Here is a 26,067-nt window from a genome sequence, read left to right on the forward strand (position 1 = left end):
GGAATCCCATGGGTGTTTTGACGGAGGCGCAACGCGCGCAATACGAAAGAGATGGGTATCTTCTGGCGTCGGGTTTGATTCCAGAGGATGTGGCAGAACGAGCAGAAGCGGCGATGTGGCGGATTATGGGTATGGTGCCAGATGATCCAGAGACCTGGCATCGAGAACCCGAAGGTGTTGCTGGTTTTCAGGTTGCGCGGGGATTGTCTGTATTTAACGGTCTTCGAGATCGGGATTTGATGGCCTGTGTAACGCCGCACTATTTGAAGGCGACGGCTGAGTTGGTCGGCGAAGATGACGTGCATCCACCTGAAGCGGTTCACACGCAGAATAAAGTTCCGGTCAATGGGGAGTGGTCTTTGCCCAGGGCGCACGTTGATGGCATTCCCAGGGAACACATGCACGAGACGTTTCCCGGTCCTTATCGCATTGCGAGTCTGGTGTTTTTGAGCGATGTGAAACACAAGGGGGGTGGGACGGCGGTTTTTCCGGGATCGCATCGCAAGATTCTCGCGCTTGCAGAGTCGGATCGAGAAAAGTACAAATATCTGTTTCATCTGAACCGGGATATTCCCGGGCTGGAGTTGGGCGATCCGATTGAGTTGACGCCAAAACGCGGGGATGTGTTGTTTTTTACGTATTTATTTGGACACAATGGCACGGCAAATGTGGGTGGGCGTCCGCGCTGGATGATGCGGTATTTTTGCTCTTGCCAGGAATGTCAGACCCGCTGGAAGAAGACGGAAGATTGGGGTCTGTGGTCACCGTGAGGAGCATGTGATGGAATTGACGAAGTCTCAGAAGTTGGAATTTTACAGCGAAGGGTTTTTGAAAATTGAAGGTGCTGTGCCAGGCGTGATGGTGGAGGCGGCGCGGCAGACGATTAATGCGGAGATTGGGAAGGGCGACAGGCGCTCTTTTGGAGATATTCGCGCGATGCCGGTGATTACGGATATGTTTAATGAGACGCCGGCGTTTCCATTGCTCGAATCGGCTTTGGGCAAGGGGAATTTGCAACGCCAGGGCCACGGTGCTGTGAAGCTGAATTTTCCCGCGCCGGTTGGGACGCCGCAACGGGATCCCCAACTCGCGACTGCGGGTCCGCCATTGCGAACGGGTGGGCATCTGGATGGGATTGCAAAGGCGCGCGATTTTTTGAGGGGGACGGCTGAAGAGAGCGGGTATAGTCGGGATTTTACGGCTTTTGCTGTGGTGTATCTGGATGATGTGCCCGCGTCGTATTGCGGCAATTTTACGGTTTGGCCAAAGTCACACCATGTGATGGAGGATGTGTTTCGAGAAAGAGGGCATGAGATTTTGTTGAATTATATGCCCGATGTGACGGTGCCCGAGGGGCCGGTGCAGTTGACCGGCGAGCCTGGCGATCTTATTCTGGCGCATCATCAGATTATTCACACGGCGGCGATTAATGCGTGTCCAGATATCCGGTATGCCGTGATTTTCAGAGCAAGGCATGTAGACATAAAAAAGAATGGCAAGGATGTGTTTATGGATATTTGGCGGGAGTGGGATGGGATTAGAGCGGAGATTGGATAAACGGAGTGTGAGATGGATTTGGGATTGAGAGGAAAAAGGGCGGTTGTTACGGGTGGCAGTCAGGGGATTGGACGTTGCTGCGCGCTGGCGTTGGCGCGGGAAGGGGCGCGTGTGTGTATTGCGGCGCGCACACAGGAGACTTTGGATGCGGTGGTTGCCGAGATCGATGCAGCAGGTGGAGAAGGGCATGCGGTTGCGGTCGATTTGATGCGGGGAGAGAATTGCGAGGTGGTGGTGAATGAGGCTATAGGTGCGTTTGGGGGCGTGGATGTTCTGGTCAATAATGTGGGGGCTGCGCGCAATGCCGATATTTTGGATTTAGATGTGGCGCAGATTAGCGAGGCGTTGGAATTGAAGAGCTATAGTTATTTGCGGATGGCGCAACTGGTGATTCCGCTGATGCGGGAAAGTGGATGGGGGCGCATTGTCAATGTCGCGGGTGGCGCGGGTACGAGTCCTACGCGGGGCAATATTCCGACGGGGGCGGCCAATGCGGTCATTTTGAATATGACGCGCGCGCTGTCCGATGCGGTGTCTGGCGATGGTATTCTGGTGAATGCGGTTTGCCCGGGGTTGACCAATACGCCTCGGGCACGTTCGCAACAAAGGGCGCGGGCAGACCGCGAGGGGCGAGATGTCGAGGCGGTGCTCAAAGACCTGGGTGCGGAGTTGCCCGCCGGACGCATGGCCGAGCCTGAAGAGATCGCCAGTGTGGTTGCTTTTTTAGCGTCTGAGGCGTGTTCTTATGTGTTTGGTAGTTCGATTTATATGGATGGTGGTGGGAGAAGAGGGATGCCGTAGAGAAGTAGGAAGTGTGAAGGATGAAGGGTGAAATGGCGGATGGCAAGCGAGTGCAATAAGCAAAATATCGCTGGACAATGTAACCTTTATCGGGTAGTTTTTGCGAAGAGGCAATCAGATAGTCGAAGAGGTCACGCCTTAGAAGTGCTTAAATTTAAACTCGATCAAGAGGGTAAAAATGGCGATTGAAGCAGTTGAAAAAGAACAAGCTGAACTCAAAGGGCAATTTGATCAATTTGATAAGCGCGTTGAACGTATGCAAACCGATGTTGACAATACCAAAAGCGAATTGACACAAGCTATAAACCGCTTGTTTGACAAGATCGGCGACGTCAACAGTAGAATGGATGCGGGGTTTCGGGACTTACGGGATGAACTAAAACAAGAAATACAATCTGCAAAGCAAGAGTTTGGCAACACGCGCAATTGGCAAATTTCTTGTGTCATTGCTGCCGTTATTGCGGTCTGTGCTGTCGCCGGGCTGCTGATCAAATAATACTTGACATTTCTTGAAAACATGGGACTCGTATTTCTGGACATTGATATCGCCAATCCCGCTCGTTCAGAAGATTTTCAGACCGAGCATTTTTTGATTGACTCAGGTGCCGTCTATTCTGTGGTTCAGCGATCTGTTCTTGAGGCATTGGGCATTCGACCGCATTCTCGTCGAACTTTTACGCTGGCAAATGGCGATCAAATTGAACGCGATTTGGGCGATGCGCTGTTTCGCTACAAAGAACACCGGGGTGCAGCACCTGTTATTTTTGGTGAACCCGGCGATAGCAATCTTCTGGGTGTTGTTACTCTTGAAGCCCTGGGCTATGTTCTGGATCCTCTGAAACGAGAACTTCGGTCTTTGCCGATGCTCCTGGCCAGGCTTGATTATTCGCGGTGAGGTTTGTGATCTGAGGTACAGGACATTAAAAATTATTTAGGAATTCTACAATCCGCTTTGCGGATTTTTTTTTGCCCAAAAGAAAACCGGATGGTTCTGGGGTGTGTCTATATAGGTGAGAGGTGAGAGATGGGATACCATTCGGAGGATATAGATGGTTGAGAAGAATGAGAAGAGAACATCGCTTTTGCCCAGGATTTCGGTGACGAGGCCGGTGACCGTGACGATGTGTTTGGTGGGGTTGATGGTGATTGGGCTGGTGGCTTATTGGCGCATTCCCATTCAGGCATGGGCGTCGGGCAATGACTGGAATCGGTTTTGGGTGGATGTGGCCACAGAAAATGCGTCGGTTCAAGAGCGGTTTAACACCATTGCGCTGCCGATGGAACGACATATGCGTACGGTGAGAGAACTCAGCGATATTTACGCTTTTGCCGGCGATCCGTGGGCAGGGGTTGAGTTGAAATTTCACCGGGGCACGGATATGCGCGAGGCGTATGTTCGCGTGGCAGATCGGCTCGAGCACGCCAGGCTTGATTTGCCCGAGGAAGTGCGCGATCAGATCAAGGTGTATTCGTGGAATCAGGAAACCGATTCCGAGGTGATCTGGACGGGTCTGTCCATTCCGGAGGATATTGTCGATAAGGAGCAATGGGTTCAAACCCATGTTCTCGATCCTATTGAGCGGGTCGATGGTGTGGCAAAGACCAGCGTGTGGGGGTTTGAGAACAAGGAGGTTTTGATTCTGGTGGATCAAGAGCGGTTGCGGACGCACGGTATTGAAACCCACGAGCTTGTGGCGTCGTTGCAGCAGGACAATTTTTCCCTGTCTGGCGGTCAGGTGCAGGAGGGTGGTAAGCGGTTTTACGTGCGGTCTCTGGCGCATTATCAAAGCCTGAAGGAGATCGAGGATATTGTTGTTCAGGGCCGTTATAGCAGTGCGCAGGTGCGTCTGAAGGATGTGGCTGATGTGGTGTATGCTGCGCCGCCGAGAGACCGGGTGTGGCGCGTGGATGGGCAGCGCAATTTGGGTTTGGATGTGTATAAGGAGTCGGGTGAAAATATCGTCGATTTGTGCAAGCGCATTGTGGTCAAAATGGAGGAGATTGAGGCCAATACGCCTGCGGTGTTTCGCCTGTTTTACAGCGAGGGCAAGCTGATAGAAGATTCGATGGACAATTTGAAAGTTACGGGCCTTTGGGGCGGATTGTTTGCGGCGCTGGTGTTGTTGTTTTTTCTGCGTGCTTTGCGTATGACGGCACTGATTACGCTGTCCATTCCGCTGTGTGTGATGATGACGATTACCGTGCTTTATTTTATGGGTTGGTCGCTCAATTTGTTGACGATGATGGGGTTGATGGTGGGGGTGGGTATGGTGGTGGATAATGCGATTGTGATTGTGGAGAATATTTATCGCTTGCGGGCAGAGGGGGAAGAGCCGCGCGGTGCATCTATACACGGGGCCAGCGAGGTGGGGCTGGCGATTACGATGGCGACGCTGACCACTGTGGTGGTGTTTTTGCCGATGATGCTGATGAATGACAGCTTTGATATGAAGTTTCTGCTGTCGAAAATTGGGATGCCCGTGGTGTTTGCGCTGGTGGCTTCTCTGTTTGTGGCGCTGTTGTTTATTCCCCTGGCTGCCCAGCGCTTTGGCGATGCGGTTGTGCGGTCAGATCCAAAGTCCATCGCTTTTGTCCGCCGCATTTATCGGCGCGGTTTGAACTGGGTTATTCACCATCGACGAGATGCGTTTCTCGTGGTGCTGGTTTTGTTTGCCACCATTTATTTTCCATATCAGAATGTGAAGAAGACCGATCAGATGCGTTTTTCTTCGAATCGCGTGACCATTCGCATGTATGGTCCCAGAAATTTTTCGCTGGAAGAGATGGATAAAATTGCGAGCGATCTGGAAGTGTATGTAAATGAGCGTCGGGATAGGTATAAAATCAGAAATGTTATGACGTATTTTCGGCGTGGGTATATCAATTTGCGAATGAATCTCGAGGAGGATCCCCATCAAGAGTGGTGGTATGCTGTGTATCGCTGGGCAGGTGGAGTGATCGGCTTGCCTATTGAGCGGTGGATGACGCGACAAGAGATTATTGACGAACTGAATAAGGAGGTGCCGCGCTATGTGGGATTTCGGGTTGCTGTGGAATCCAGAAATTCGGGTGGGAGAGATCCCTATGTGGGCGTGTATTTGTACGGTCCTGATTTTGAAAAATTAGAAGATATGCTGGGGGAAGTGGAGCGGCGGTTGCAGCAGATTCCATCGGTGACGAGTTTGCAAAGCGATCTGGAGTTTGGCAAAGACGAGATTCGCATTCGCGTGAACCGCGCACAGGCGAAAAAGCACGGTATTCCGGCAGAGCGGATCAGCCGCACGCTGGCATATCAACTGCGCGGTGCGACTTTGCCGCGGTTTCAGACGGATGATCACGAGGTGAATGTGCAACTGATTTTGGATGAATCCGACCGGCAGTCGCTGGTGCAGTTGAAGAATTTTATGTTTGTGACCGATTCGGGTGAAAAGCTGCCTTTGTCGAGTTTTGCAACTTTTGAAGTGGCCAAAGGTCCAGGACATATTTTCAGGCATAATGGTCGCAATCGGTTGCGCGTGCGCGTTTATACGACCAAAGATGATGTGGAAGGGTTGTATCAGGAGGTCGATCGGGTGATGGAGGGGTTCACGCTGCCGAGGGGGTATGAGTGGAACAAAGGCGAGCGGCATTCGCAATACAGCCGGGAAAGTCAGGCGATGACATTTGCCGTGATTATGGCGGTCGTGTTTGTGTTTTTGCTGATGGGGGTGTTGTTTGAGTCGGTTATTTTGCCTTTTGCCGTGATTTTTTCTATTCCATTTTCGTTTTTGGGGGTGTACTGGGGGTTGTGGTTGACAGGTACGACGATGGATTTTATGTCAAATGTGGGGGCGATTGTGCTGATTGGGGTGGTGGTCAACAATGCGATTGTATTGGTCGATATGATCAATCGGTTGCGCCAGACGGGTATGGATCGCGCGGCGGCAATTATGGCGGCGGGTCACAATCGCTTTCGCCCTATTTTGATGACGACCTGCACGACGGTGTTCGGGTTGTTTCCCATGGCGATTGGCAGCAGTACGATGATGGGAATGCCCTACGCGCCGCTGGGGATTACGATGATGGGTGGGCTGATTGTGTCAACGGCGTTGACGCTATTTGTGGTTCCCCTGTTTTACGTTTTACTGGATGATTTGCGCGGGTCATTGAAACGGATTGCCGCGGTGAGTTTCCAGAGGTCTGAGCGATGGGGGGATGACCCGGCGCAGGCGGCGGATTAAAACGGGTCATAGAACCACTTCTCTCCCAAACAGAGGGCTGTGCTATTTTGCGCGGCTCTCTGTTTTTGTTTTGATGGGGAGCTAATTTGCGGGATCGGAAGGCGTATTGGGGTTGTTTAATCGCTCCTGGTCGGCATAGGGATAGAAATTTCGATTTCGCTCAAAGGGGTCGGATGAGGGACCGGGTTGACCGAGACGTCGGCTGTCTTCCAATCCAGTACCGTTCAGGAATAATTCCGCTCTGCGCTGCCGAAAGATCTCTTCTGTCACGGCCTCGACGGTTTGTGGACCGCTGTAGGGTGGTAGCGATGCCCCAATGCCAAGGGGATCACGATCGGGTGTTTTTGTACGGATGGCGTCTATTTCGGCGATCGCTCCTGTGATATTTCCCATCATTGCGTTTGCCTCTGCCCGTATCAGAGCCATTTCGCCGGGCAAATATGCCGGGATGGACGATGTGGCGGTGTTCCAAAAGCCGGATAGCGTTTCAATAGGCAAGGTGTTGGGATTGCTCAGGCGGTCATTTGGCATGAGATAAAATGCAAGTCTCGCATCGTTGCTGTCTGTGACCAGCGTTCCGAAATTATCTCTTGGCGCATAATCATCCGCAACAAAAACCTGGTTGTAAATGGGGTTCTGATTGTCGGCGTCATAAGTATAGACAGATGTTGCCGAGGGATCGATGGTATTGGCGGCTTCAAGTGCGGCTGGATAATTTCCCGCGAACAGGTTATAGCGCGCCCGGTAAGCGTGAATCGTATTTAAGAGATCGAATCCCTGTCCCAGGATATCTGAGTTGAATTGAGCAGATGGTGGCGTAGCCGAGATGGTTTGGAGCGCGTTGTCCAGCAACCGAATCGCTTCGGCAAATACCTCAGACCGCGGCTGGAAAGTGGCCTGTCCATCGGCCTGTACATCTGTTGGTGCCTGTTCAAAAGCCTGTGCGACGAACCCCAGACACATCGCTTTGTAAAGTTGAGAGAGTGCAATAATGCCGCTGCGCGTACCTTCTGATAGTTGCACATTGGGCGCGCTGTCGATCAAATCATTGGCTATTCCGATGACGCGGTATGATTCGAACCAGATCGCGCTGACACCGCTGTTTGCGCCAGACAATGCGTTGAGGCCATCTTCTAATTGTATGAGGTTGGCAAAGGTCGTGTTTGCCGCAAATTCGCGGCTTGTAATTGCCGGATGACGAATGTATGAATCGACATTCTGACTCGCGTAATCTCGTTGCATGCCAATGGCGAGTGCGATAATGCCGTCACTGGTGGTTAAAACGCGCTCTTCCACTGCCTGGTTTGGATTTGTTATGTTTAAATCGCAACCTTGTGTAAAAAAGAGCAGCAATGCCAGGAGAATATACAGGCGACTCGATTTCATATTTTTTCCCTTAGTAGTTCAAACTTATACGGAATGCAATACTGCGCGGGATGGGCACTTCTACGAAGTCAAATCCGCGCACTGCGGTGCGCTGTCCAGCGATGTTGGTTTCCGGATCGTAACCGCTGTAGTCGTCTATGGAAAGCAAATTGCGGCCAATGAGGCTCAATTGAATGCTGCTCAATCCCAAAAATTGGGGCTGCCAGCGATAAGACGCGGATAGTTCGCGCAATTTCACAAAGGATCCATCTTCGATCCATTGTTCAAAAATTCGGAAAACCCGCGAATTATAACCAGAGGGGAGTTCGCCGTTTAATTCGCGTTCGTAGTCTGTTAAAACGCCGAATGCGCTCAATGCGGCCAGGCGTCTGGTAAAATTGAATAAATCGCCACCTATGATGGCGTCCCATTGCATGCGAAATGACCAGTTTTGCCCCAGGGCGACCTGATTGATCCATGAAGCGGTAAAGTCCGGGTTGGGATCGCCAATAATTTTGCGATCAGCCGCTTGTATCGGGAGATTGTTTTCGTCGTTTGCGATATTGCCCTGGGCATCGCGTTCAAAAGCCGTGCTGAAGAAAACTCCGAGGGGTTCGCCGTTGATGGCCGAGACCTGGGAAAACGAATTTGGGATGATCAATCGCCCGCCCTCAATGCCATCGACTTTGTTTTTGTTGGTCGAATACGTGAAGGTCGATTCCCAGCGGAGATTGGGGCGTGCGAGCGGAATCGCGCGCACGAGGAATTCCAACCCGGTATTGTCCATGGTGCCGACATTTTGCAGGGCACGCGAATGACCTGTGGAGGGGGATAATGTGCGGAATAGCAACAAGTCTTCGATGCGCTGATCGTAATAGGTCAGTTCTATGCCCAGGCGATTGGACAGGAGACTAAAATCCGTCCCTATTTCAATTTCCCGCTGTCTTTCGGGTTTGATCGTTCCGCCGAGTTGCGTGCTGGGCACCAGGCCGGGGTTGCCGTCATAAGAGGATGCATTGTAATTGGTCAGGCGGTCATACGGCCCAATGGCTGTTTGACCTCCTGAAGTGCCTATGGAGGCTCGCAATTTGAAGTCTGAAAAGATGTTTTGAAGTGCGCTATTTTGCCAGAAGCCCGTATCTGAAATGAGATAGGAGGCACTCGCTTTTGGATAAAATTGCCAGCGATTATCCGCGTCATAGACCGAGGAGGCGTCGATGCGGGCGGCAGCCGTGACAAAAAGACGGTTGGCGATCCCAAAGGTTTGCTGGATAAATCCGCCATAAATGACCCTTTTGCTCCTGGTTTCGCCCGCGACGACATTTGCACCGCTCGATACGACTTCTGCAACGGGACTCAGATTTCTGCCTTCTGCGCTGAAGTTTTCCCCTTTTTCGTATTGCAGGGTTCCGCCGATTCGCGTGGTCGATTGCACATTGGGAAATATGTCCCGCTGGTATCTGAGGTTGATGTCATTGTTGAGTTGCAGAAAATCGAATACGGCTCTTCGAGAAAAGCCGTTTGCCAGGCCCGGCGCAGAGGTGCCGGTAGGGATAAATGCGATGGCCGTTTGATCGTAGGTATCAATGCCCAGAGTATAGTCAATGCTCAATCCAGATAGCGGGGTTGCATTTAGCTGGGCACTTCCAATATAGCGCGTGATTTCTTGCGTGAAATCATATTGATCAATGACTTCGAGGGGGTTGGCGAGAATGCCGTCGTCCGGATAAGTACCGGTCTCGGGGTCGGGCGTGAGATTATAGGTATTGGGACCAAAAATAAAACCCGTCATCGCGCCGTAGTTCGAATTTAGCCCGCCGTTGGGGATGTCATTGCTTTTGCTAAATACGAAATTTCCTCCCACAGATAAGGCCAACCAGTTCGACAAATTCTGGTCGATGCGCGTTCGGGCACTGATCCGCCGAAACAATGTGTTTTCAATCACGCCTTGATCGGCGAGATAGGACCCGGAGGCAAAATAACGGGTATTGCCAGACCCTCCCGATATCGACGCATAGTGCTCCATTCCCGCGGCGCGTCTAAATATGAAGTCCTGATGGTCAAAGCGTTGCACATCGGAGCCATCGGGATTTTTATTTCCCCTATTATCAACGGTTGCCCGATTTACAGGCAGTGTTTTGCGTATTTTTGACGTTGAGAGACCATAGGTATAGTTTATGCGGGGCTTGCCCTGAGTGCCGCGTTTTGTAAATATTTGCACGACGCCGTTGTTTGCACGCGATCCGTAAAGGGCTGCTGCTGCTGCGCCTTTTACAATTTCAATGCGTTCTACGTCGTTTGGGTTGAGATCGATGAGGCGGTTTTGCGACCCACCGCCGAGGCGGATGAGTTCTGGTGAGTCGTTGTTCACAATGACACCATCTACCACATAGAGGGGATCGGCATCGCCCAGGACGGTACCGGTTCCGCGCAATCGGATGGTTACGCCACCGCCGGGATTACCCGAATTTTGTTGAATGAGCGCACCGGCTAATTTACCGGTCAGCGCTTTGTCGAGGGATGTGGCACCAGTCGATTCCAATTGGCGAACGGTCAGGGTGGAGATGGCATTTCCCAGTTGTTTTTTGCTGGCTGCAACGGAAAGACCTGTGACGACGATTTCATCGAATTGCAAGACATCTACGGCGAGTTGAAAAGAGACTTCCGCAAGGCCGCTGTTTTGGCGAATGGTTTGTCTGGCGGATTTATAGCCCACATAACGCGCTTCGATGGTGGTTTCCGCTTCTGGCTCTGACAAATACAGCGCGAAATTGCCCTGTCCATCGGTGTTCGTGCCAGTTGTTGTGCCGACAACAATGATATTGGCATTGGGCAAGCCCTCGCCTCGCTCGTCGGTGACTGTGCCTTTGATGGTGAGTTGGGCAAAGGCCGAAATGGGGATGCTGAGAGAGAGGCAAAGAACGAAAAATAGTCGAGATGACATGTGCATTTCTCCTTATATTTGGCTGAAAAGTAACTAATTGTTGGGTGGCTGTCACGGTGTTTTTTATTTGCTCAAAGTTGTAATTTTTTTGAAATTCAGAGGATGTCACAAAGAGAATATCACAAAAGGAGAAAGTACCATGAGTGAGTCGAGTAGCGATCCGAGATATACGATGGGGCGCAGTGAGGGGGAGACGGAGCGTTTGATTCAGCAGTCACAACTCTACGAGGCTGTGACGCTGCGTTTTTTTCAGGAGGCGGGTCTGGTTAGCGGGATGCGGGTTCTCGATGTGGGTAGCGGTGCCGGAGATGTTGCGATGGCGGCAGCTGAGTTGGTCGGGGCAGAGGGGGAAGTCGTGGGTGTGGATGTCAATGCGGCGATTCTCGAGACAGCCCAGGCGAGGGTTAGCGAACTGGGTTTTGAAAATATTCAGTTCATAGCGGGGGATGCCCGAACTCTGGATGTGGGGGGAGACTTTGACGCGGTGGTCGGGCGCCTCGTTCTCATGTATATGTCTGATCCCGCGGATGCTTTGAAACAACTCACAAGACACTTGCGCCCGGGGGGTATTGTCGCCTTTCAGGAGGTGGATTTTACGCCTTATGTATCGATTTCTCGTTCAGATACGCCGCTTATGAACAAGCTGGTTGAATGGGGAATTGCAGTGTTTCAACATTCAGGGGCGCATACTGAAATGGGCATGGATCTCCATCGCACGTTTTTGGATGCCGGTTTATCTGCGCCTATTTTGCATTTTGTGGCGCCATTGGGGGGCGCGGAATCGTGGGCCGGGTACGATTTTATTGCCAACGCCTTTCGCAGTCTGGTCCCGCTTATGGAGGAGTTTGGAATTGCGACTGCTGAAGAGGTCGATGTGGATACACTATCAGATCGGATTCGGGAAGAGACCAGGGTGTCGAAACGCCCGCTTCTCTTGCCGCCGCATGTGACTGCGTGGGCACGGCTTGAGACGTAGAGTGTCAGGAGGTTTTTGTGTTGCGAGGTTTTTTTTGTGTGTTTGCGATGGGGTTGGTGTGGGGCTGTGGCGGCGAGCAGGTGATGCAGTCGCAGATGGTAGAGGGAGAGGAGCAGGTTGGACGTCCGCTGAGTAAGTTGGCTGTGCAGACGAGTGCGTCGCATGCTGTGGTGGCGGCGACTGTGCTTCGGGACGGCGCACCTGTGATTTGGGCGAAGGTGGATTTTTCGCGTTCTATTGCAGGGCAGGTGGCAGATTATCAGTGGTCGGGGGTGACGAATGAGAATGGTCGGGCGCGTGTGGAGATTGCATCGGGCGATGTGACGGGTTATTATCAAGCGCGTGCGTCGATAGATGGGAGAGAGATCGGTTCATGGTCGAGTATTCCGATCAATGGCGGGTATGAAGTGATGCTCAATTTGCCCATTGGTGGAAGGATGCGTGTGATGGGTTCCCCCATGCGGATACCGCAACCCGGGGATGCAATCAAAATCGGCTTTATATATGGCACATACCGAAAAAATAGTCTGGATGGGGCGACTCTGGCGGCTCTCCAATTCAACGAAGAGGGGGGTGTGCGCGGTGTGCCCATAGAACTCATCGATGGCGGTGTACCCATAGAACAACTCGCTGAAAAAAATATAAGTGAGACCGAATACGTTGCAGCACTGGCAGAGAAATTGATTACTCAGGAGAAGGTATTGGCAATTGTTGGCCCTAACCGCTCGAGCCAGGCAGTTATTGTCGGGGAAATTGCACAACGCTATGGGATACCAATGATGACGACCAATGCGACCAATCCAATCGTCACTGCTGCGGGTGATTTTGTGTTTATGGCGGCTTTTACAGACGATTTTCAGGGCAAGGTGATGGCTGAATTTGCCATTCAAGAGTTGGGTGCGGGTCGCGTTGCGGTGCTCACGGAGCGTGGAAGTATTTATTCGGAGGGCTTATCGCAGACCTTTGTGGATAATTTTGGCGCGCTTGGGGGTCATGTTGCGGCGCATCAATTCTACATGTCGGGGGAGACCGATTTTGCCTCGCAACTGATCGCTGTCACCTCATCTATGCCAGATGTGGTCTTTATTCCCGGTTCCGTTGTCGATATTCCATTGCTGGTTCAGCAGGCGAGACAAAATTTTGGCCTGACAGCGACTTTTCTCGGAGGCGATTCATGGCATAATGCAGAGTTGCTTACCACGAGTAGCGCGTTTATTGAGGGAAGTTTTTTTAGCGGTTTTTTTTCGTCTCAAGTCGCACCGGGCGATTTGAGTGAAGACGCCCACCGTTTTATTGATGCGTACACGGCGATGTTTGGCGTCGCGCCCGACGGATCGGCTGCACTGGGGTATGATGCCCTGAGGTTGGTAGTCCAAGCGATGCGTCGCACCGATGCGTTGACGCCAATGGCGATTCGCGATGAGATTGCGGCGACAAGGGACTACAGTGGGGCAACGTTTATCTCTGGCTATGACGAAAACCGACATACGACCAAGAGTGCGGTTATCAACCGCATTGTCAATGGGGCGATAGAGTTCTATAAGTTGATAGAGCCGTGATGTTTTAATTTTAAATGAAACACTGGAGGGATCACGATGACCCGATCTGAACTCGCTCATCGCATTTATCAGACTTCTCATTTGACTGGACAATTTACGCTTCGCTCAGGTGCGATTGCGACAGAGTATTTCGACAAGTATCAGTTTGAAACCCGCCCCGAACTGCTCTGCGAACTCGCCGCGCATCTCCAGCCTCTGATTCCCAAGGATACAGATGTTCTCGCGGGTCTCGAACTCGGTGGCGTACCCCTTGCGACTATGCTTTCTCAGTTGTCCGGGTTGCCCACGTGTTTTGTGCGAAAAGAGGCCAAAACTTACGGTACTTGCAAACTGGCTGAAGGTGTTGACATATCTGGCAAGAATCTGCTGGTGGTTGAAGATGTGGTCACTTCTGGCGGGCAGGTTGTTCTTTCCACTCAGGATCTTCGCAACCTGGGCGCGCGCGTTTCACAGGCGATATGTGTGATTGACCGCGAGTCCGGTGGCACAGAGAATCTCGCCAAAGAGGGTATTGAACTTTGCGCGCTGTTTCGGATGAGTGAACTGACGTGACGGTGGGCGCGGAACTTATGAATACCTTTCAAAGGATTGCGGCAGCCCTATCGGCGTATCAGCCCAGTATTCGTTCGGAGACGGATAAAACACAGGCGGCTGTTGCTGCGGTTTTTCATCCGCGGCGGGATGATCTCTATCTTCTCTTTATCGAGCGTGCCACACATCCGACAGACCCATGGTCGGGGCATATCGCTTTTCCCGGTGGGACAGCCGAACCCGATGATTCGGATCTCAAATACACGGCTGAACGCGAGACCCGCGAGGAACTCGGTCTCGATCTGAGCAACGCGCAGTATCTCGGTCGTTTGGACGATGTCACGGGTGCGACGCTGCCCATCCAGGTGGCCTGTTTTGTTTATGCGATTTTTGAAGGCGTTGAAGTTGCGCCCAATGACGAGGTACGCGATGTTTTTTGGACGCCTTTTGCACATTTCGCCGATTCCACGCGGTGGCAGAGGCTCAATCTCGAAGGTTGGCACAATATGCCGGCTATTGATTTGCTCGGTGCCAATCGTCCCGTGCTTTGGGGGCTGACCTATCGCATGGTCGCGCAAATGGCGGGGTTTGCGGGTGTTGATTTGCCCGAAAGGCTATAGAAGTTCGCGTTTTCCAAAATTTGAATTGTTCATTAAGCCGAGGAAAATAATGACTGAACTGAAACAAAGAGCAATACCAGATTGCGTTGAAATATTCCGCGGTGGACAAAAAGATCCCATTCTTGTTCAGCGCGCCAGAGCCGATACCCGCGCCTATATTCATCCCATTGTGGCGCCCGACGGCAATGGCATTCTCACTGAAGATACCCCTTCGCACCATCCCTGGCAGCACGGTCTTTATGTGGGTCTCAACGAGGTCAACGGGGTTGGGTTCTGGACAGAGGGATTACAGGAGCGGCGCAAAGATCAGGATGGGACCTTTCACCCCGACCCGATTAGCAATGCAGGTGTGCATAATAACACTGCTACCTGGACTGTTACCAGCGGATGGCGAGATCCCGATGGTGCGCCTATGCTCACCGAAATACAGGCCTGGTCTTTCAACGATCAGGGCGATACGTACGATATCGATATCACATGGTCCCTTACCGCATCAATTGATCTTACCTTTGGAGAATACGCCTACGGTGGTCTCTTTCTTCGAATGCCTTATAAAAGAGATCTCGGTGGCGAGGCCATCAACAGTGAGGGTCAGACCAATCGCGACGCTGAAGGACAACGCGCACAATGGGTTTCTGTTTCCATTCCCATCGAAGGTCGCACTGACTGGGCAGGCATCGCGATGATGGATCATCCCACCAATCCCGAATACCCCAATCCCTGGCGCGTTGACGGGCAACTCGGCATTGTGCCCAGCCGCTGTATTGCTGGTCCCTGGATGCTGGCACAGGGAGAGACGACCGCAAGCAGGTATCGGTTGTTTATTTTTTGTGGTAGAACGGATACTTCGCGTGTTGAAGAGAATTGGGCCAGTTTTTCCGCGCAGTAAATGATGTGCGTTCTCATTCTACGATTCAGAGAGACTGTTTTAAAACTCATTTTGCCCCTTCTCGGCGATGCGCTATTGCCCTGTCATTCTGAGCGGAGCGCAGCGGAGTCGAAGAATCTGCTACTAAAATAGGTGGAAAAGATGCTTCGGCTACGCTCAGCATGACAAAACGCCGGACATGCCTAACATCAGGTATTAATTTTAAAATAGCTTCTGAGTCTGTTTTCTGCGCCATACAAGCTATAGATTTTCTGTACCTGATCCAATTCTCTTTCTACAATTTTTACGGTGAGTGGCCGGGGGGCAAGGAGTGAGAGGAGTCCCGGTCGCCCGATATGTCGAGAGATGTAGGGTACGACGCCTTCCTGCCGGTAGCGCTGCTGGTGGTGTGGCTCAATTCCCCCTCTGGAACCGAGGATAATTTCGGATATTCGGTTGTCCAGGATCGCCGCGTACAGGGCGATGTCATCGATGTATCCATAGCACGCTGCCTGATGAATACCCCTCTGTTTCAGGAGGTCCAGTGCTTCGATTACGTGCTGTACGTTGGTTGTTGTCGATGGTTCTCCCAGTAGCATGCCGCTGTCGTCCATGCCGACGCTATCGAGGGCCAGGACGGTTGTGCCAGAAGCTATCAGGTGCCGCACTTCACCTGTTTGCAGAGCGCCCTGTTTGGTACGGCTCTGGTGGAGATAGAGGGCTGTATTTTTTGATGCATCCTTTGGCGTCAATAGAAAGGATGAGAGGCCGAGGGCGCCGTAGCGAATTTCTTCTCCAGTGAATTCATCTTCTTCGAATGTTCGGATGGTTTCGGGTGAGATGCGCGGTCTGTTTTCGGGTACTGCGAGGATTTTTGCCACTGTGTCCCGGAGGGCTATCTGCTCGCGTTTCCAATTTTCCAGTTCCTGCGGTATTTCCAACTCGGGCGGTAATCCTTTCAAGATGGATGCCATCCAGCCCCGCATCGCGAACTCCGGTGCTTCATAGCCTTTCGGCGGCAAGCAGGCGAGTTCGTCGGTCGGTACTGGTGCCACATCTATATCGACGACCGCGGTTCCAGCATAGTGCTTGTGGCTCTTATAACCTGATTCAATATCGATTTCGTTTGTATCTGTCCAGTCTCCCAGATAGACTTCTGGCAGGCGTTGTACTGCTTCTGCGTCGAATTTCGGCATGCCCAGATGCTTTTCTACCCAGGCGAAGGCGGGTTTGTTGAGGAAGTAAGGCCGGTGGCCGCCTTTAGGGGTGATGTCGATGTCGAACCGGTCTGCAGCGTCGCAAATGTCATAGACCCGTTGTACTTGTTGGCAGGTTTCCAGTAGTCCACGATACGCATGGGGAGGATAGTCCCATTCTCCGGCGAGGATGAGTGTGGCACATCGGGGGGCACCCATCGCGATTTGTTCCGGCATATCGACATGGTGCTTGAGGCGATAGGGACGCCATTCGCAACTCAGGTCGCCGACGATGTAGTCAAAATGGGTTACCCAGGAGGCGGGCAGGCTGAGGGCCAGGCGGTCGTCCGTGCAGAGGACGTTCATGGTGATGGTGCAGCCGAGAGAGTGGCCCACACAGCCGATTCGATCGGTATCTACTTCGGGACGGATGCAGAGGTAGTCGATGCCGCGGGTGATGTCGTAGGTCATTTTGCCGATGACGGAGCGGCCCACTTCAAAGCACCGATCGATCCTGAAGTCCAGACGGTGACCGCGTATTCCCGGGCGGTTTTCTTCGTCCCGTTCTTCTTCGCCCACAGGGTCGGGGATCAGGCAGATGATGCCCGCTTTGGCGTAGATCTGGCCCGCGTAGTGGTTGTAGAACGCGCTTTTGCTTCCGCCGTGTCCGCTGGGAAAGATGAGGGCCGGGACCGGAAAGGTTACGCCTTTTGGCAGGAAGAGGTGGGCGGGTACAGAGGATCCCGGTTCGGCGTCGTAGATGACTTTTTCGATGGTGAAGTCGTCTCTTTCGATTTTCCCGACTGTGCGGGGACAGAGGGGGCTGCTGGTTTCGGGGAAGTCGAAGATTGCGCGGAGGATGGGGCGCAGTTTGGCGGTGTGAGTTTCCCATTCTTCCCGGGTGCGGGGGAAGGCGTCGCTGATCCGCTGTTCGGGGAGTGCTGCGAGTTTTTCCCGCAGGTAGGTCACGTATTGAGCCTGTACTTTTGCGTGGTCGGGATGTCTTTGTATGTTCATGGTGATCACCTTTCGAGGAAGAAGTTCCGGGAACAAGAAAGTGGGATGTAACCCCCGGGGCAATCAAAAAATGATTGCTTCCGATTTGGTTTCTGCTTGATTTATTTTTCTGGGATCGCGACTTTAGGAGATGAGGGCGATACTGGTTTTTAATACTAATTTGAGAAGGATTATTCGATATGGCAGAACGCAAGAAGTTGTTGATTACAGGGGCAGCGGGCAAGATTGGGACGGCGCTGCGAAAACATCTGCGACACCGGTACGATTTTCGGTTGATGTTTCATTCTCAGATTCCGGACGATGTGGATGAGAAGGACGAGGTGGTGGTTTCGGATATTTCCAATTTTGAGGCTATGGTGGAGGCTACCGCCGGGGTGGATGCAATTGCCCATTTGGCTCTTTTCAGAACCTGGCAGGGGATGCCGAATGCACAGAGGGCACAGGTGACGTTTGATGTGGATATGAAGGGGACGTACAATATCTACGAGGCAGCGCGGATTAATCGGGTGCCAACGGTGGTCTATGCGAGTACGAATCATGTGACTGGTATGAACGAGAAGGAGGGCATTCGTTCGATGCCGGACAAACCCGTGCGTCCGGATGGGATTTACGGGGCTGGCAAGGCGTTTGGAGAGGCTCTGGGACGGTTTTACGCCGATCAGTACGGGATCCGGGTGTTCTGTTTGCGGATTGCCAATTTCAACGGGCTGGATGAACCGGGGCGGGATTATGAGCCGGGACAGTCCCGCTGGTTTAGTCCTCGGGATATCGCTCAGATGACCTGGCGGTGTATTGAGGTAGAAGATTTGAAGTTTGAGATTTTCTACGGGGTGTCTCGAGGTGGTGAGGAGAAGTGGGATTTGTCCAATGCGCGGGAGTTGATAGGGTTCGAGCCAGAGGACGATGGTTCTTTGCCAGAATACCGGGCGAAGTATAAAAAAGCACGAATAGACGAATAGACGAACCCCGCTCCCCTACCCACAATCACTACAAGCTTCGATTAGTAGATTCGTAATAGGAGGAATCGAGTGACTGACGAAGAGAGATACTTGTTCGATTTGCAGGGCTATCTGGTGCTCCGCGGCGTGCTGACGCAGGAGGAGGTAGATGAACTGAACGAGGTTTCGGATCGGGTGTATCCCAGGGATTACTCGGATGGCAACGATTCCAAGGGGCGCCGCGGTATTCGCAATGTCCGCTATGTTTCTCGTTGGGATCCAGCTTGCCAGCGGTTGCTTGATCACTCGAGAATTGTGCCGATTCTGGCGGAGTTTCTCGGTCCCAAATTCCGCATTGACCACGATTATGCCATGTTTATGAACGCTGGTAGCGACAGCGGGAATCTGCACGGTCTGCCGGAACTGGGTACGCATCGGTACTTCCACTATCTGGATGGGCAGGTGCGGACGGGTCTAACTGTCGTGACTTTTATGCTGGCTCCAGCCAGGGCAGGAGATGGTGGGTTTGTATGTATTCCGGGTAGCCACAAGGGCAATTTTCCTCAGAATTTGCCAGAGGATGTGCGTACGCTGAAGAGGGTGCCGCCCTATGTGGTACAGCCCGAGGTGGATGCAGGCGATGCGGTCATTTTTACCGAGGCGTTGACCCACGGAACGAAGGGTTGGCGCGGTACCCACGAACGGCGTGCTTTTCTCTACAAATTCAATCCGGGACACATGGCCAACCATCAGGCGTCCTACGACCCGGCGAACTATTTCGAACCCACGCCACAGCAACGACGGATTATGGGTGCCCCGGCGGTTGGCAGTCGGCCCAATGTGATCGCTCCGGGCTCTACCTGACAGGTGCTGCGTTGAAATAGTCCTCATTTCCAAAATGGGGAAACATTCCGAATCCCGTTTCCCTGTCTCGCTGTTCCCACACCAGGCCGGTTTCGCAATAGCTCAGCGATCCGTGCGCTGGTGGTGAAAACTCGGGGTGTCCCAGTAAGTCGCTTCTGAACCAGACGCTCCGGTGTTGAAAACAAACTCCCTTTTCCAAATTTTCCCGCATAAATTCCACGATGTGAGGAAAGGTGCGCTGGAATTCTGTACCCCGCCCGTATTCGATATGTGTTTTTAGATTCTTCCCCGCGACCTGTATTTCTCCCATTGACATTGGTATCCAGTTTTCTATAAATAGCGCGTCGGTATTCGGATCTACCACTACCCACTTGCGTAGGTGATCGAACCAGACTTCCGCTACAAAATGTCCGTTGAAGCTGTTCACCGCTTCTGTCAAGACCGCACATCGGGCTGGAATGCCGATAGCTTGCGCGCAACTCACAAATGCCGCTGCGTAGTGTACACACATTGCCACTGGCCGTTTTCCATTGTGTCCAATCTGTCCCGGAGCCCAGGCCAACAGGGTTTCGGCATCCCACGGCGCGTACTGTTCTGCTCTTGCCGAACTGGTGTGTTCCCAACTGGATGCCAGCCAGGCCGATAGTGCGCGTACTCGTTTGATTAGCGGTCCTTCATCGCGTGCAGCAGGCGGCAGTATTTGTCTCAGGGATTCAAATCTGGGTGAATCCGCGTTTTCCCATATCATAGGGGGCGGTGGGGGATCTTCTCCTTCAGCCAATCTGACCCGAATGACGTATTCACCCAGGACTGCGTTCAAATATCCCATTCGCTCGCTGCGCCAGGTCTGCCCGCCATCATCGCTTACCGCGCTATCCGGCGCGGGATGTCCCGCTTCCATTGCAAGTGACCAGCCTGCCATTGCCGTGTGGTCGGTCCACAGTTCAAAGGTGTTCTCGCCTTCTTTCAGTTCTGACACCGATATTTCATACCATGAATAGGATCCGGGTCGCATTGGTTTTAGCGCGGCAACTTCCGTACCATTCACCGCCACCCGCAAGGGTGCGTTGTTTTCCGGATAGGGGCGGGCGAGAATATAAACCACCCCCGGCGCATTCGTCGTGGGCAAGATGAGCGTTTTGCGCGCCCGCCGAAAGATCGTTAATTCTTCGCAGAGAGACGGCATCACTCGTCCCTCTTCGCTGTAGTATAATCGGCTCATGTGAATATCTCAGAAAAACAGGCTGTAGATCACTTAAAAGGCGGGAGAGCATAGGAGGGCTGGAAGGCAAAGCGCTTCAGTCCCAGGTGCAGGCGTGCCTGAGCACCTGCACCCAGATGTACCTGGAGATATTTGCCGTTCACTTCGACGGACTGGTCCGCGTCTTCACGGGTTTCGAGGCGGGCCTGGGTAAAGCAGTGCTCGCCAAAGGAACCGGCCTGGAGCAGTACGGCTCGGCTCTCCACCGGATCGGTATTTACCAGCGATACACTGACCTGGTCGGCGCTGACCCGGTCAACCAGAGCCGCGATGTGTTCGGGCAGTCCCGGGCGGTGGCGTTGCGGGTCAAAATAGCGCAGGTGGGCCTGTAGCATGCCGCCGTTGTATATGGCCGCAGGCGTGCCCATGGCCATTTGGATGAGGGCTTCGGGTAGCACTGGATTGAGTTTCTGGAAGTGGTAGCATTCGCGCGTTTCCGGGTCGCTGTCATCGCTTTCCAAACGCTCCAGGCTGCGGCAGATGCTGGAATAGGTCGAGTCGAAGACCTGGTCGAGGTAGGCGGGATTTTTGCCTTCGGTAAAGGCGAACCAGGCTTTTGGGGGGCAGATACCGGCCTTGGCAGCGCCCCAGTCGGGTGGCAGGCCCACAAAGCCTTCGCGCCCCGGGAAGATCTCATCGAGACGGGCCAGGTCCTCGGCGCTCTGGCTCAGGTAGTACAGGTGGATGTACAAATGGGGATCGGGGGGGCGGAAGTCGAACCAGCCGCGGTCACCGCGCCGTGCCGGTACCCGGAATTGGCCGTTCTCTTCGCGCCGGTTTTCCCAGAGCATATCGAGTTGTGAGCGGGCCAGGTCCAGATGCGACATGTCGCCGGTCATGAGCAGGGCGCAACTGCCAGCCACGAGGGACGGCTCGACAATATTGCGCGCGCCATGCGGCCAGCGCCAGCCGTAGTACCCGCCCCACCACTTGCCGTCCATCAACTCGCCGATGATGCCGTTGGGACCGATATTGTCGGGCATGATGCCATCATTGGCGGCGCAGCGAGCTTCCCAGGCTTGCAAATAATCCAGTACCCACTGCCGGTACTTGTCTTCGCCTGTGTAGAGGTACGCGTTGGTAATCAGGCTGGTGGCACTCAGGTTGAGGGGCACGTCGCCGCGGGTCATGCGTTGATTGATCTGGTCGAGTACCCGGGCGAAGACCCGGTCGTCGGTCCAATCGACTTTGAAGAGCGGGTCAGAACGGTCAGCACCTTCTATGTCTTCATACGGAGCGAGGTACCCGGAGAGAATGGGGCGGTGGTATTCCCAATCGGTCCGGGTGGTTACAAAGCGAGGTCCTTTGCTGCCGTTGAGGGGCGAGCGGATCATGCAGTGCTGGGTATCCCAGTTGGGTGCCAGCGGATCCTCGCCAGTGTACATGGCGGCATAGCGCAGGGCGCGGGTGCGGTCAATGTGGTTTTTGGGGTCGGCCATGGCCAGATAGTAGATGTAGGTATAGCTCTCGGAGTGGTGGAACCAGTCGAAGCCTGTGACGAATTCCCGATCCACTGTGCCGTAGTTGGCGTATTGATAGGTGATGGCGTCCCACTCTTTGCGGGCGATCCTGTGGATGTGATCGCCACCGCCCAGCAGATAGAAGAGGGGGAATGAGAGGAAGGCCTCATAGCCGTTGTCTGTGCCGTCCATGCTCGTCCAAACCGTGCGCTGGATCAGGGTGCCGTCCGGGCGGGTGCTGTGTTCGACAAAAGGGTGGGCAGCGCGGTCCATTATCGCTATTAGTTGGCGCTGGCGCACAGCCCAGTCGGGTGGTTGTTGGCGCGTTTTTGCAGTGAGTATTGCACAGGTCATTTTACTGTCTTTCGGGGTAAAGTTTGATGCTTTCTGCTCGCGTGTCGTTGGCATGGTAAAATAAAGATACCATATTTTTTATCAAACGCTAAATTACACTCTGTTTGGTCAAGCTGTTCGACCAGTATGTGCGTTACACTTCTACGGGAGGTATGTATGAGCAATGATCACGAAGACAGAGCATCGCGTATTCGCGTTACGGGGTTGACTGCGATACCGATTGGCGTGAAGGGATATGTCAAGATCGAGACGAATGTCGGGATTACGGGTTGGGGTGAGATCAATAATATGGAGACAAGGGTGACCTGCGCGCTTGCAGAGTCGCTTTCCGAGTTGATTATTGGAGAGAATCCCACGCGTACGGAACATCTCTGGCAGCGGATGTTCCGCGCACATCGCAATATCCGCAACGGCGGTTTGATGGTTCACACGATTTCCGCAATTGATATGGCGCTGTGGGATATCTGTGGCAAGCTGCACGGGGTTCCGGTGTATCGCCTGTTGGGTGGTCCGTGTCGGGATAAGATATGGATGTATCCAAGTCCAAAGGCGATTAAGACCGGGCCGGGTGGTGCCCAGTATTTTGCGGGTACGCCTGCCGAGATTGAGGCAATTGTTCAGAAGATTAAAGATGCGAGGGAGAAGGTGGGACACGACGGTGCCGTGATGTTCGATGCACATAGCTGTTTGCCACCACCTCTGGTCAGGCAGTTTGCGGGCTATTTGAAGTCCGATGATTTGCTGTTTTTGGAAGAGGCGTGGGTGCCGGGAAATATAGAGAATATGAAGAAGGTTCGCGAGATGGTGCCGGTGCCCCTTGCGACGGGTGAGCGGGATCGAACGATCTGGGAGGTGCGGGAGATTTTGGAGGCGCAGGTGATTGATGTGCTTCAGCCGGATTGCGGTCACGGTGGGGGGATTACCCAGATGAAGAAGGTGGCTGCGCTCGCCGAAGCGCATTTTGTTCCCATTGCACCGCATTGCACGATGTCTCACCTGGGTTTGACGGCGAGCCTGCATGTGGCGGCGTCGGTGCCGATGTTTTTGATTCACGAGGGGTACGCGGGTGTGCTTCCCGAAGATGTGGCGATTAAGACCTGGGAAATGGATGACGAAGGTTATGTTTCTTTGCCCGAGGGACCCGGGCTGGGCGTTGAGGTCAATGAAGCGCGCGCAATTGAAGTGGGTAAGAGTCCAGCGCGTCCATTCGAGTGGCCGAATGCGAGGCTCCGGGATGGGGCGGTGTCAGATTATTGATAGAGGAGCAGGCTGATGAATACGGATGCGAGGAAGATCTACGACGAGGCGATTGTGATAGATGGCCTGAGCATTAGCAACTGGGAGAGCGATGCGGTGTTCAGGCGTTTGCGAGCTGGCAATATCACCGCTATCAATGCCACGGTGGCTACGTGGGAAAATTTTTTGCAGACGATGGCGCATCTATCGGTGTGGATGCGGCGCTTTCGCGAGCGCGATGACATTTTGCAGGTGAAAGAGACGGCTGATATTTATGCCGCCAAAGAGCAGGGGAAGACTGGGATTATTCTCAGTTTTCAGAATGCCTCGCCCATAGAAAACGAACTGGATCGCCTGGGGCTGTTTCTCGCTCTCGGCGTGCGGGTGATTCAACTGACCTATCACGAGACCAATTTGCTGGGTAGCGGTTGCTGGGAGCGAACCGATGGCGGTCTGAGTAATTTTGGCGTGGATGCGGTGCGCGAAATGAACCGGCTCGGTATTGTTATTGACCTGTCGCATGTCGGTCCGAAAACGACGATGGACGCTATTGAGATGTCCGAGCAGCCAGTCGCCATTACCCATGCCAATGCGCGCAGTTTTTGCAATCATCCGCGGAATAAGGAAGAGGATGCGCTCAAGCTTCTGGCCGAAAAGGGGGGCGTTGTGGGTGCCACATCTTATGCCCATTTTCTTCCCAAAGGATTCGATTCGACTGTCGAGGATTTCGTCGATGCTATCGACGATATGGTGGAGCGGGTCGGTGTTGATCATGTGGCTATTGGGACGGATTCCACACACGATCAGCCGCTCGAGTTCTGGCATTATATCGGTTCGCAGCAGGGTACGAAGTTTCCCTCGACTTTTGCCGATGGCTCGGTGCCATATACCGAACTGAGCTTTCAACCAAAGGGGATTGATAGCCCGGCAGAGTTTCCCAATCTGGCTGAGGCACTCGTCAATCGCGGGTACAGTGCCGAGGATATCACCAAACTTTTGGGTGGAAATTGGATGAATCTGTTCGAGCGGGTGTGGAATGTTTGAAGTAGCATAAGATCGAGGGTTTTTCGATTCTAATAACAGGAGAAGGACATGATCGACAATATCCACAAAATTGCCCTGGTCAGCGACGATATCGAAGGCGCCGTGCGATTTTATACCCGGACTCTGGGCCTGGTGGAAATTGAGCGCTTTCACAACGAGGATGACGAGGATTTCGTCTTTTTGCAGGCCGGAGATATCATTCTGGAACTGATGCCCCAAAAGACCATGGACGCAGAAGTGGGCTTTCACCACATATCCTTTAAGGTCGATAGCGTTGACGACAGCGCCCGGGAACTCGAGGACAAGGGCGTGGATATTGCCGTGGAGCCTTTCGACGCCGAAGGAGCCGACATCCGGCTGAGTTTTTTCAAGGGGCCGAATGATGTGCTCCTGCAATTGTTTCGGCGCGAATCCGATCACATCTGAATTGAGAGGTTTGCTATGAAAGTGGGTGTGTATTCTTCGATGTTCGGGAATGATGATCCGCCGCGCCTGGAGAGTGTGGAAAGCTATATCCAACTGGCGTACCAATTGAAGCTGGATGTGATCGATTTCCACAGCGGGCGCGGATTCCAATCGAAGCAACCGGCGTACTTGCTCGAGGTGAAGATGCAATGTCTCCGGTACGGGCTGTCAATCGGGTACCTGGCTTCGGGTGGGCATTTTGTGGGGTCTGATGCGGATCTGGCTGAGAAACTGGTCCAGGCGAGAGCAGATGTGGATACGGCGGCGTTTATAGGTGCGCCCATGATCCGGCTGTTTTGTGGGCCTCCGCTGGAAGATGCCGAAGCGCAGAGGCGGGAAATCCGGTGTTTTCAGGATGCGGCCGATTATGCCGCAGAGAAGGGGATTGCTGTAGGGCTGCAGAACCATCCTTCTACAGGGGAAGATGTGCTGCGGATTCTGGAACAGACAGATCGGGACAATTTTACGCTTATTATGGATACTGGACAGTGGGTCGGATCGCCCGCGCGGAACCATGGAGTGCCGGATCCAGAGGTGGATATCTATGCGTTTATGGAACAGACGGCGCCATATACGTCCCACGTTCGGGCCAAGTTTTACAAGATCGATACGGGGGAGGAGGCGTGGCTGGATTATCCGCGGATTATTCAGATTCTGAAGAATGTGGACTTCAACGGCACGGTTTCGGTGGTCTTTGAAGGCAAGGATTTGAATGCGTGCGACGATACAGAGGTGATCCGACTGGCGGTTGCCCACCTGCGGGCGGTGATTGCAGGTGGGGATTGAATATT

Annotated in this window: 22 protein-coding genes; 17 read left to right on the forward strand and 5 right to left on the reverse strand. The window is 53.2% G+C overall.

The annotated features are described in order from the left end of the window. Positions 1-8: 8 nt before the first annotated feature. From F4Y39_15425 to F4Y39_15450, 6 genes are all read left to right on the forward strand, one after another. Positions 9-770, forward strand: a complete 762-nt coding sequence (locus F4Y39_15425; protein ID MYC15111.1) for a hypothetical protein — start codon at positions 9-11, stop codon at positions 768-770. Between the two features lie 10 nt (positions 771-780). After that, positions 781-1,557 carry a hypothetical protein gene (locus tag F4Y39_15430; GenBank protein ID MYC15112.1) on the forward strand — a complete coding sequence of 259 codons (777 nt, stop codon included), beginning with the start codon at positions 781-783 and terminating at the stop codon, positions 1,555-1,557. Positions 1,558-1,569: 12 nt separating this feature from the next. Further along, entirely contained in the window at positions 1,570-2,358 is a 789-nt protein-coding gene (locus tag F4Y39_15435; protein MYC15113.1) for an SDR family oxidoreductase, read from the forward strand. A 178-nt stretch (positions 2,359-2,536) separates the two neighbouring features. Beyond that, positions 2,537-2,854 (forward strand): hypothetical protein, encoded by a 318-nt coding sequence (locus F4Y39_15440; GenBank protein ID MYC15114.1) that lies wholly within the window; start codon positions 2,537-2,539, stop codon positions 2,852-2,854. 21 nt (positions 2,855-2,875) lie between these two features. Beyond that, complete coding sequence (locus F4Y39_15445) at positions 2,876-3,253, forward strand: aspartyl protease (protein MYC15115.1); 378 nt, start codon at positions 2,876-2,878, stop codon at positions 3,251-3,253. 154 nt (positions 3,254-3,407) lie between these two features. Then, the gene (locus F4Y39_15450) at positions 3,408-6,578 is read left to right on the forward strand and encodes an efflux RND transporter permease subunit (protein MYC15116.1); all 3,171 of its coding nucleotides are present in this window, start codon (positions 3,408-3,410) and stop codon (positions 6,576-6,578) included. 81 nt (positions 6,579-6,659) lie between these two features. On the opposite strand, the gene F4Y39_15455 is transcribed toward F4Y39_15450, so the two are convergent. Both F4Y39_15455 and F4Y39_15460 read right to left on the reverse strand, forming a co-directional pair. Further along, positions 6,660-7,964 carry a RagB/SusD family nutrient uptake outer membrane protein gene (locus tag F4Y39_15455; GenBank protein ID MYC15117.1) on the reverse strand — a complete coding sequence of 435 codons (1,305 nt, stop codon included), beginning with the start codon at positions 7,962-7,964 and terminating at the stop codon, positions 6,660-6,662. 10 nt (positions 7,965-7,974) lie between these two features. Beyond that, entirely contained in the window at positions 7,975-10,893 is a 2,919-nt protein-coding gene (locus F4Y39_15460) for a SusC/RagA family TonB-linked outer membrane protein (GenBank protein ID MYC15118.1), read from the reverse strand. A 133-nt stretch (positions 10,894-11,026) separates the two neighbouring features. Here F4Y39_15460 and F4Y39_15465 point away from each other — a divergent pair, with 133 nt between their 5' ends. From F4Y39_15465 to F4Y39_15485, 5 genes are all read left to right on the forward strand, one after another. Then, positions 11,027-11,863 carry a class I SAM-dependent methyltransferase gene (locus F4Y39_15465; GenBank protein MYC15119.1) on the forward strand — a complete coding sequence of 279 codons (837 nt, stop codon included), beginning with the start codon at positions 11,027-11,029 and terminating at the stop codon, positions 11,861-11,863. 410 nt (positions 11,864-12,273) lie between these two features. Then, on the forward strand, positions 12,274-13,422 hold the full coding sequence (locus F4Y39_15470) for an ABC transporter substrate-binding protein (GenBank protein MYC15120.1): 1,149 nt from the start codon (positions 12,274-12,276) through the stop codon (positions 13,420-13,422). Positions 13,423-13,458: 36 nt separating this feature from the next. Next, positions 13,459-13,974, forward strand: coding sequence for an orotate phosphoribosyltransferase (gene pyrE, locus F4Y39_15475; protein MYC15121.1), 516 nt, complete (start codon positions 13,459-13,461; stop codon positions 13,972-13,974). Between the two features lie 17 nt (positions 13,975-13,991). Then, on the forward strand, positions 13,992-14,573 hold the full coding sequence (locus F4Y39_15480; GenBank protein ID MYC15122.1) for a CoA pyrophosphatase: 582 nt from the start codon (positions 13,992-13,994) through the stop codon (positions 14,571-14,573). 49 nt (positions 14,574-14,622) lie between these two features. Beyond that, positions 14,623-15,462: a hypothetical protein gene (locus F4Y39_15485; protein MYC15123.1), complete on the forward strand. Its 840-nt coding sequence runs from the start codon at positions 14,623-14,625 to the stop codon at positions 15,460-15,462. 188 nt (positions 15,463-15,650) lie between these two features. On the opposite strand, the gene F4Y39_15490 is transcribed toward F4Y39_15485, so the two are convergent. Next, the gene (locus tag F4Y39_15490; GenBank protein MYC15124.1) at positions 15,651-17,654 is read right to left on the reverse strand and encodes a hypothetical protein; all 2,004 of its coding nucleotides are present in this window, start codon (positions 17,652-17,654) and stop codon (positions 15,651-15,653) included. 179 nt (positions 17,655-17,833) lie between these two features. Here F4Y39_15490 and F4Y39_15495 point away from each other — a divergent pair, with 179 nt between their 5' ends. Then, positions 17,834-18,613 (forward strand): NAD(P)-dependent oxidoreductase, encoded by a 780-nt coding sequence (locus tag F4Y39_15495; GenBank protein ID MYC15125.1) that lies wholly within the window; start codon positions 17,834-17,836, stop codon positions 18,611-18,613. Positions 18,614-18,682: 69 nt separating this feature from the next. Then, on the forward strand, positions 18,683-19,456 hold the full coding sequence (locus F4Y39_15500) for a phytanoyl-CoA dioxygenase family protein (GenBank protein MYC15126.1): 774 nt from the start codon (positions 18,683-18,685) through the stop codon (positions 19,454-19,456). On the opposite strand, the gene F4Y39_15505 is transcribed toward F4Y39_15500, so the two are convergent. Both F4Y39_15505 and F4Y39_15510 read right to left on the reverse strand, forming a co-directional pair. Further along, a complete protein-coding gene (locus F4Y39_15505) occupies positions 19,449-20,678 on the reverse strand; it encodes a transglutaminase domain-containing protein (GenBank protein MYC15127.1) in 1,230 nt (409 codons plus the stop codon). The genes F4Y39_15500 and F4Y39_15505 overlap by 8 nt on opposite strands. A gap of 29 nt (positions 20,679-20,707) precedes the next feature. Beyond that, positions 20,708-22,585, reverse strand: a complete 1,878-nt coding sequence (locus F4Y39_15510; GenBank protein ID MYC15128.1) for a hypothetical protein — start codon at positions 22,583-22,585, stop codon at positions 20,708-20,710. Between the two features lie 72 nt (positions 22,586-22,657). On the opposite strand from F4Y39_15510, the gene F4Y39_15515 reads away from it, so the two are divergent. The 4 genes from F4Y39_15515 to F4Y39_15530 are packed head-to-tail and all read left to right on the forward strand — an operon-like array spanning position 22,658 to position 26,062. After that, positions 22,658-23,788 carry a mandelate racemase/muconate lactonizing enzyme family protein gene (locus F4Y39_15515; GenBank protein MYC15129.1) on the forward strand — a complete coding sequence of 377 codons (1,131 nt, stop codon included), beginning with the start codon at positions 22,658-22,660 and terminating at the stop codon, positions 23,786-23,788. A gap of 15 nt (positions 23,789-23,803) precedes the next feature. Continuing rightward, the gene (locus F4Y39_15520; GenBank protein MYC15130.1) at positions 23,804-24,811 is read left to right on the forward strand and encodes a membrane dipeptidase; all 1,008 of its coding nucleotides are present in this window, start codon (positions 23,804-23,806) and stop codon (positions 24,809-24,811) included. 48 nt (positions 24,812-24,859) lie between these two features. Then, complete coding sequence (locus F4Y39_15525; GenBank protein ID MYC15131.1) at positions 24,860-25,237, forward strand: VOC family protein; 378 nt, start codon at positions 24,860-24,862, stop codon at positions 25,235-25,237. A gap of 15 nt (positions 25,238-25,252) precedes the next feature. After that, positions 25,253-26,062, forward strand: a complete 810-nt coding sequence (locus tag F4Y39_15530) for a sugar phosphate isomerase/epimerase (GenBank protein MYC15132.1) — start codon at positions 25,253-25,255, stop codon at positions 26,060-26,062. Positions 26,063-26,067: the final 5 nt, after the last annotated feature.

The organism is Gemmatimonadota bacterium, from assembly GCA_009838845.1.
In the GTDB taxonomy this organism is placed as follows: domain Bacteria; phylum Latescibacterota; class UBA2968; order UBA2968; family UBA2968; genus VXRD01.

Coding starts and splice junctions, on each gene's coding strand:
- F4Y39_15450 (MYC15116.1), top strand. CDS start 3,408: ATGGTTGAGAAGAATGAGAAGAGAACATCGCTTTTGCCCAGGATTTCG.
- F4Y39_15505 (MYC15127.1), bottom strand. CDS start 20,678: ATGAGCCGATTATACTACAGCGAAGAGGGACGAGTGATGCCGTCTCTC.
- F4Y39_15495 (MYC15125.1), top strand. CDS start 17,834: ATGGCAGAACGCAAGAAGTTGTTGATTACAGGGGCAGCGGGCAAGATT.
- F4Y39_15435 (MYC15113.1), top strand. CDS start 1,570: ATGGATTTGGGATTGAGAGGAAAAAGGGCGGTTGTTACGGGTGGCAGT.
- F4Y39_15470 (MYC15120.1), top strand. CDS start 12,274: ATGCTCAATTTGCCCATTGGTGGAAGGATGCGTGTGATGGGTTCCCCC.
- F4Y39_15480 (MYC15122.1), top strand. CDS start 13,992: ATGAATACCTTTCAAAGGATTGCGGCAGCCCTATCGGCGTATCAGCCC.
- F4Y39_15525 (MYC15131.1), top strand. CDS start 24,860: ATGATCGACAATATCCACAAAATTGCCCTGGTCAGCGACGATATCGAA.
- F4Y39_15520 (MYC15130.1), top strand. CDS start 23,804: ATGAATACGGATGCGAGGAAGATCTACGACGAGGCGATTGTGATAGAT.
- F4Y39_15510 (MYC15128.1), bottom strand. CDS start 22,585: ATGCCAACGACACGCGAGCAGAAAGCATCAAACTTTACCCCGAAAGAC.
- F4Y39_15530 (MYC15132.1), top strand. CDS start 25,253: ATGAAAGTGGGTGTGTATTCTTCGATGTTCGGGAATGATGATCCGCCG.
- F4Y39_15515 (MYC15129.1), top strand. CDS start 22,658: ATGTGCGTTACACTTCTACGGGAGGTATGTATGAGCAATGATCACGAA.
- F4Y39_15425 (MYC15111.1), top strand. CDS start 9: ATGGGTGTTTTGACGGAGGCGCAACGCGCGCAATACGAAAGAGATGGG.
- F4Y39_15460 (MYC15118.1), bottom strand. CDS start 10,893: ATGCACATGTCATCTCGACTATTTTTCGTTCTTTGCCTCTCTCTCAGC.
- pyrE (MYC15121.1), top strand. CDS start 13,459: ATGACCCGATCTGAACTCGCTCATCGCATTTATCAGACTTCTCATTTG.
- F4Y39_15490 (MYC15124.1), bottom strand. CDS start 17,654: ATGAACATACAAAGACATCCCGACCACGCAAAAGTACAGGCTCAATAC.
- F4Y39_15445 (MYC15115.1), top strand. CDS start 2,876: ATGGGACTCGTATTTCTGGACATTGATATCGCCAATCCCGCTCGTTCA.
- F4Y39_15430 (MYC15112.1), top strand. CDS start 781: ATGGAATTGACGAAGTCTCAGAAGTTGGAATTTTACAGCGAAGGGTTT.
- F4Y39_15465 (MYC15119.1), top strand. CDS start 11,027: ATGAGTGAGTCGAGTAGCGATCCGAGATATACGATGGGGCGCAGTGAG.
- F4Y39_15440 (MYC15114.1), top strand. CDS start 2,537: ATGGCGATTGAAGCAGTTGAAAAAGAACAAGCTGAACTCAAAGGGCAA.
- F4Y39_15485 (MYC15123.1), top strand. CDS start 14,623: ATGACTGAACTGAAACAAAGAGCAATACCAGATTGCGTTGAAATATTC.
- F4Y39_15455 (MYC15117.1), bottom strand. CDS start 7,964: ATGAAATCGAGTCGCCTGTATATTCTCCTGGCATTGCTGCTCTTTTTT.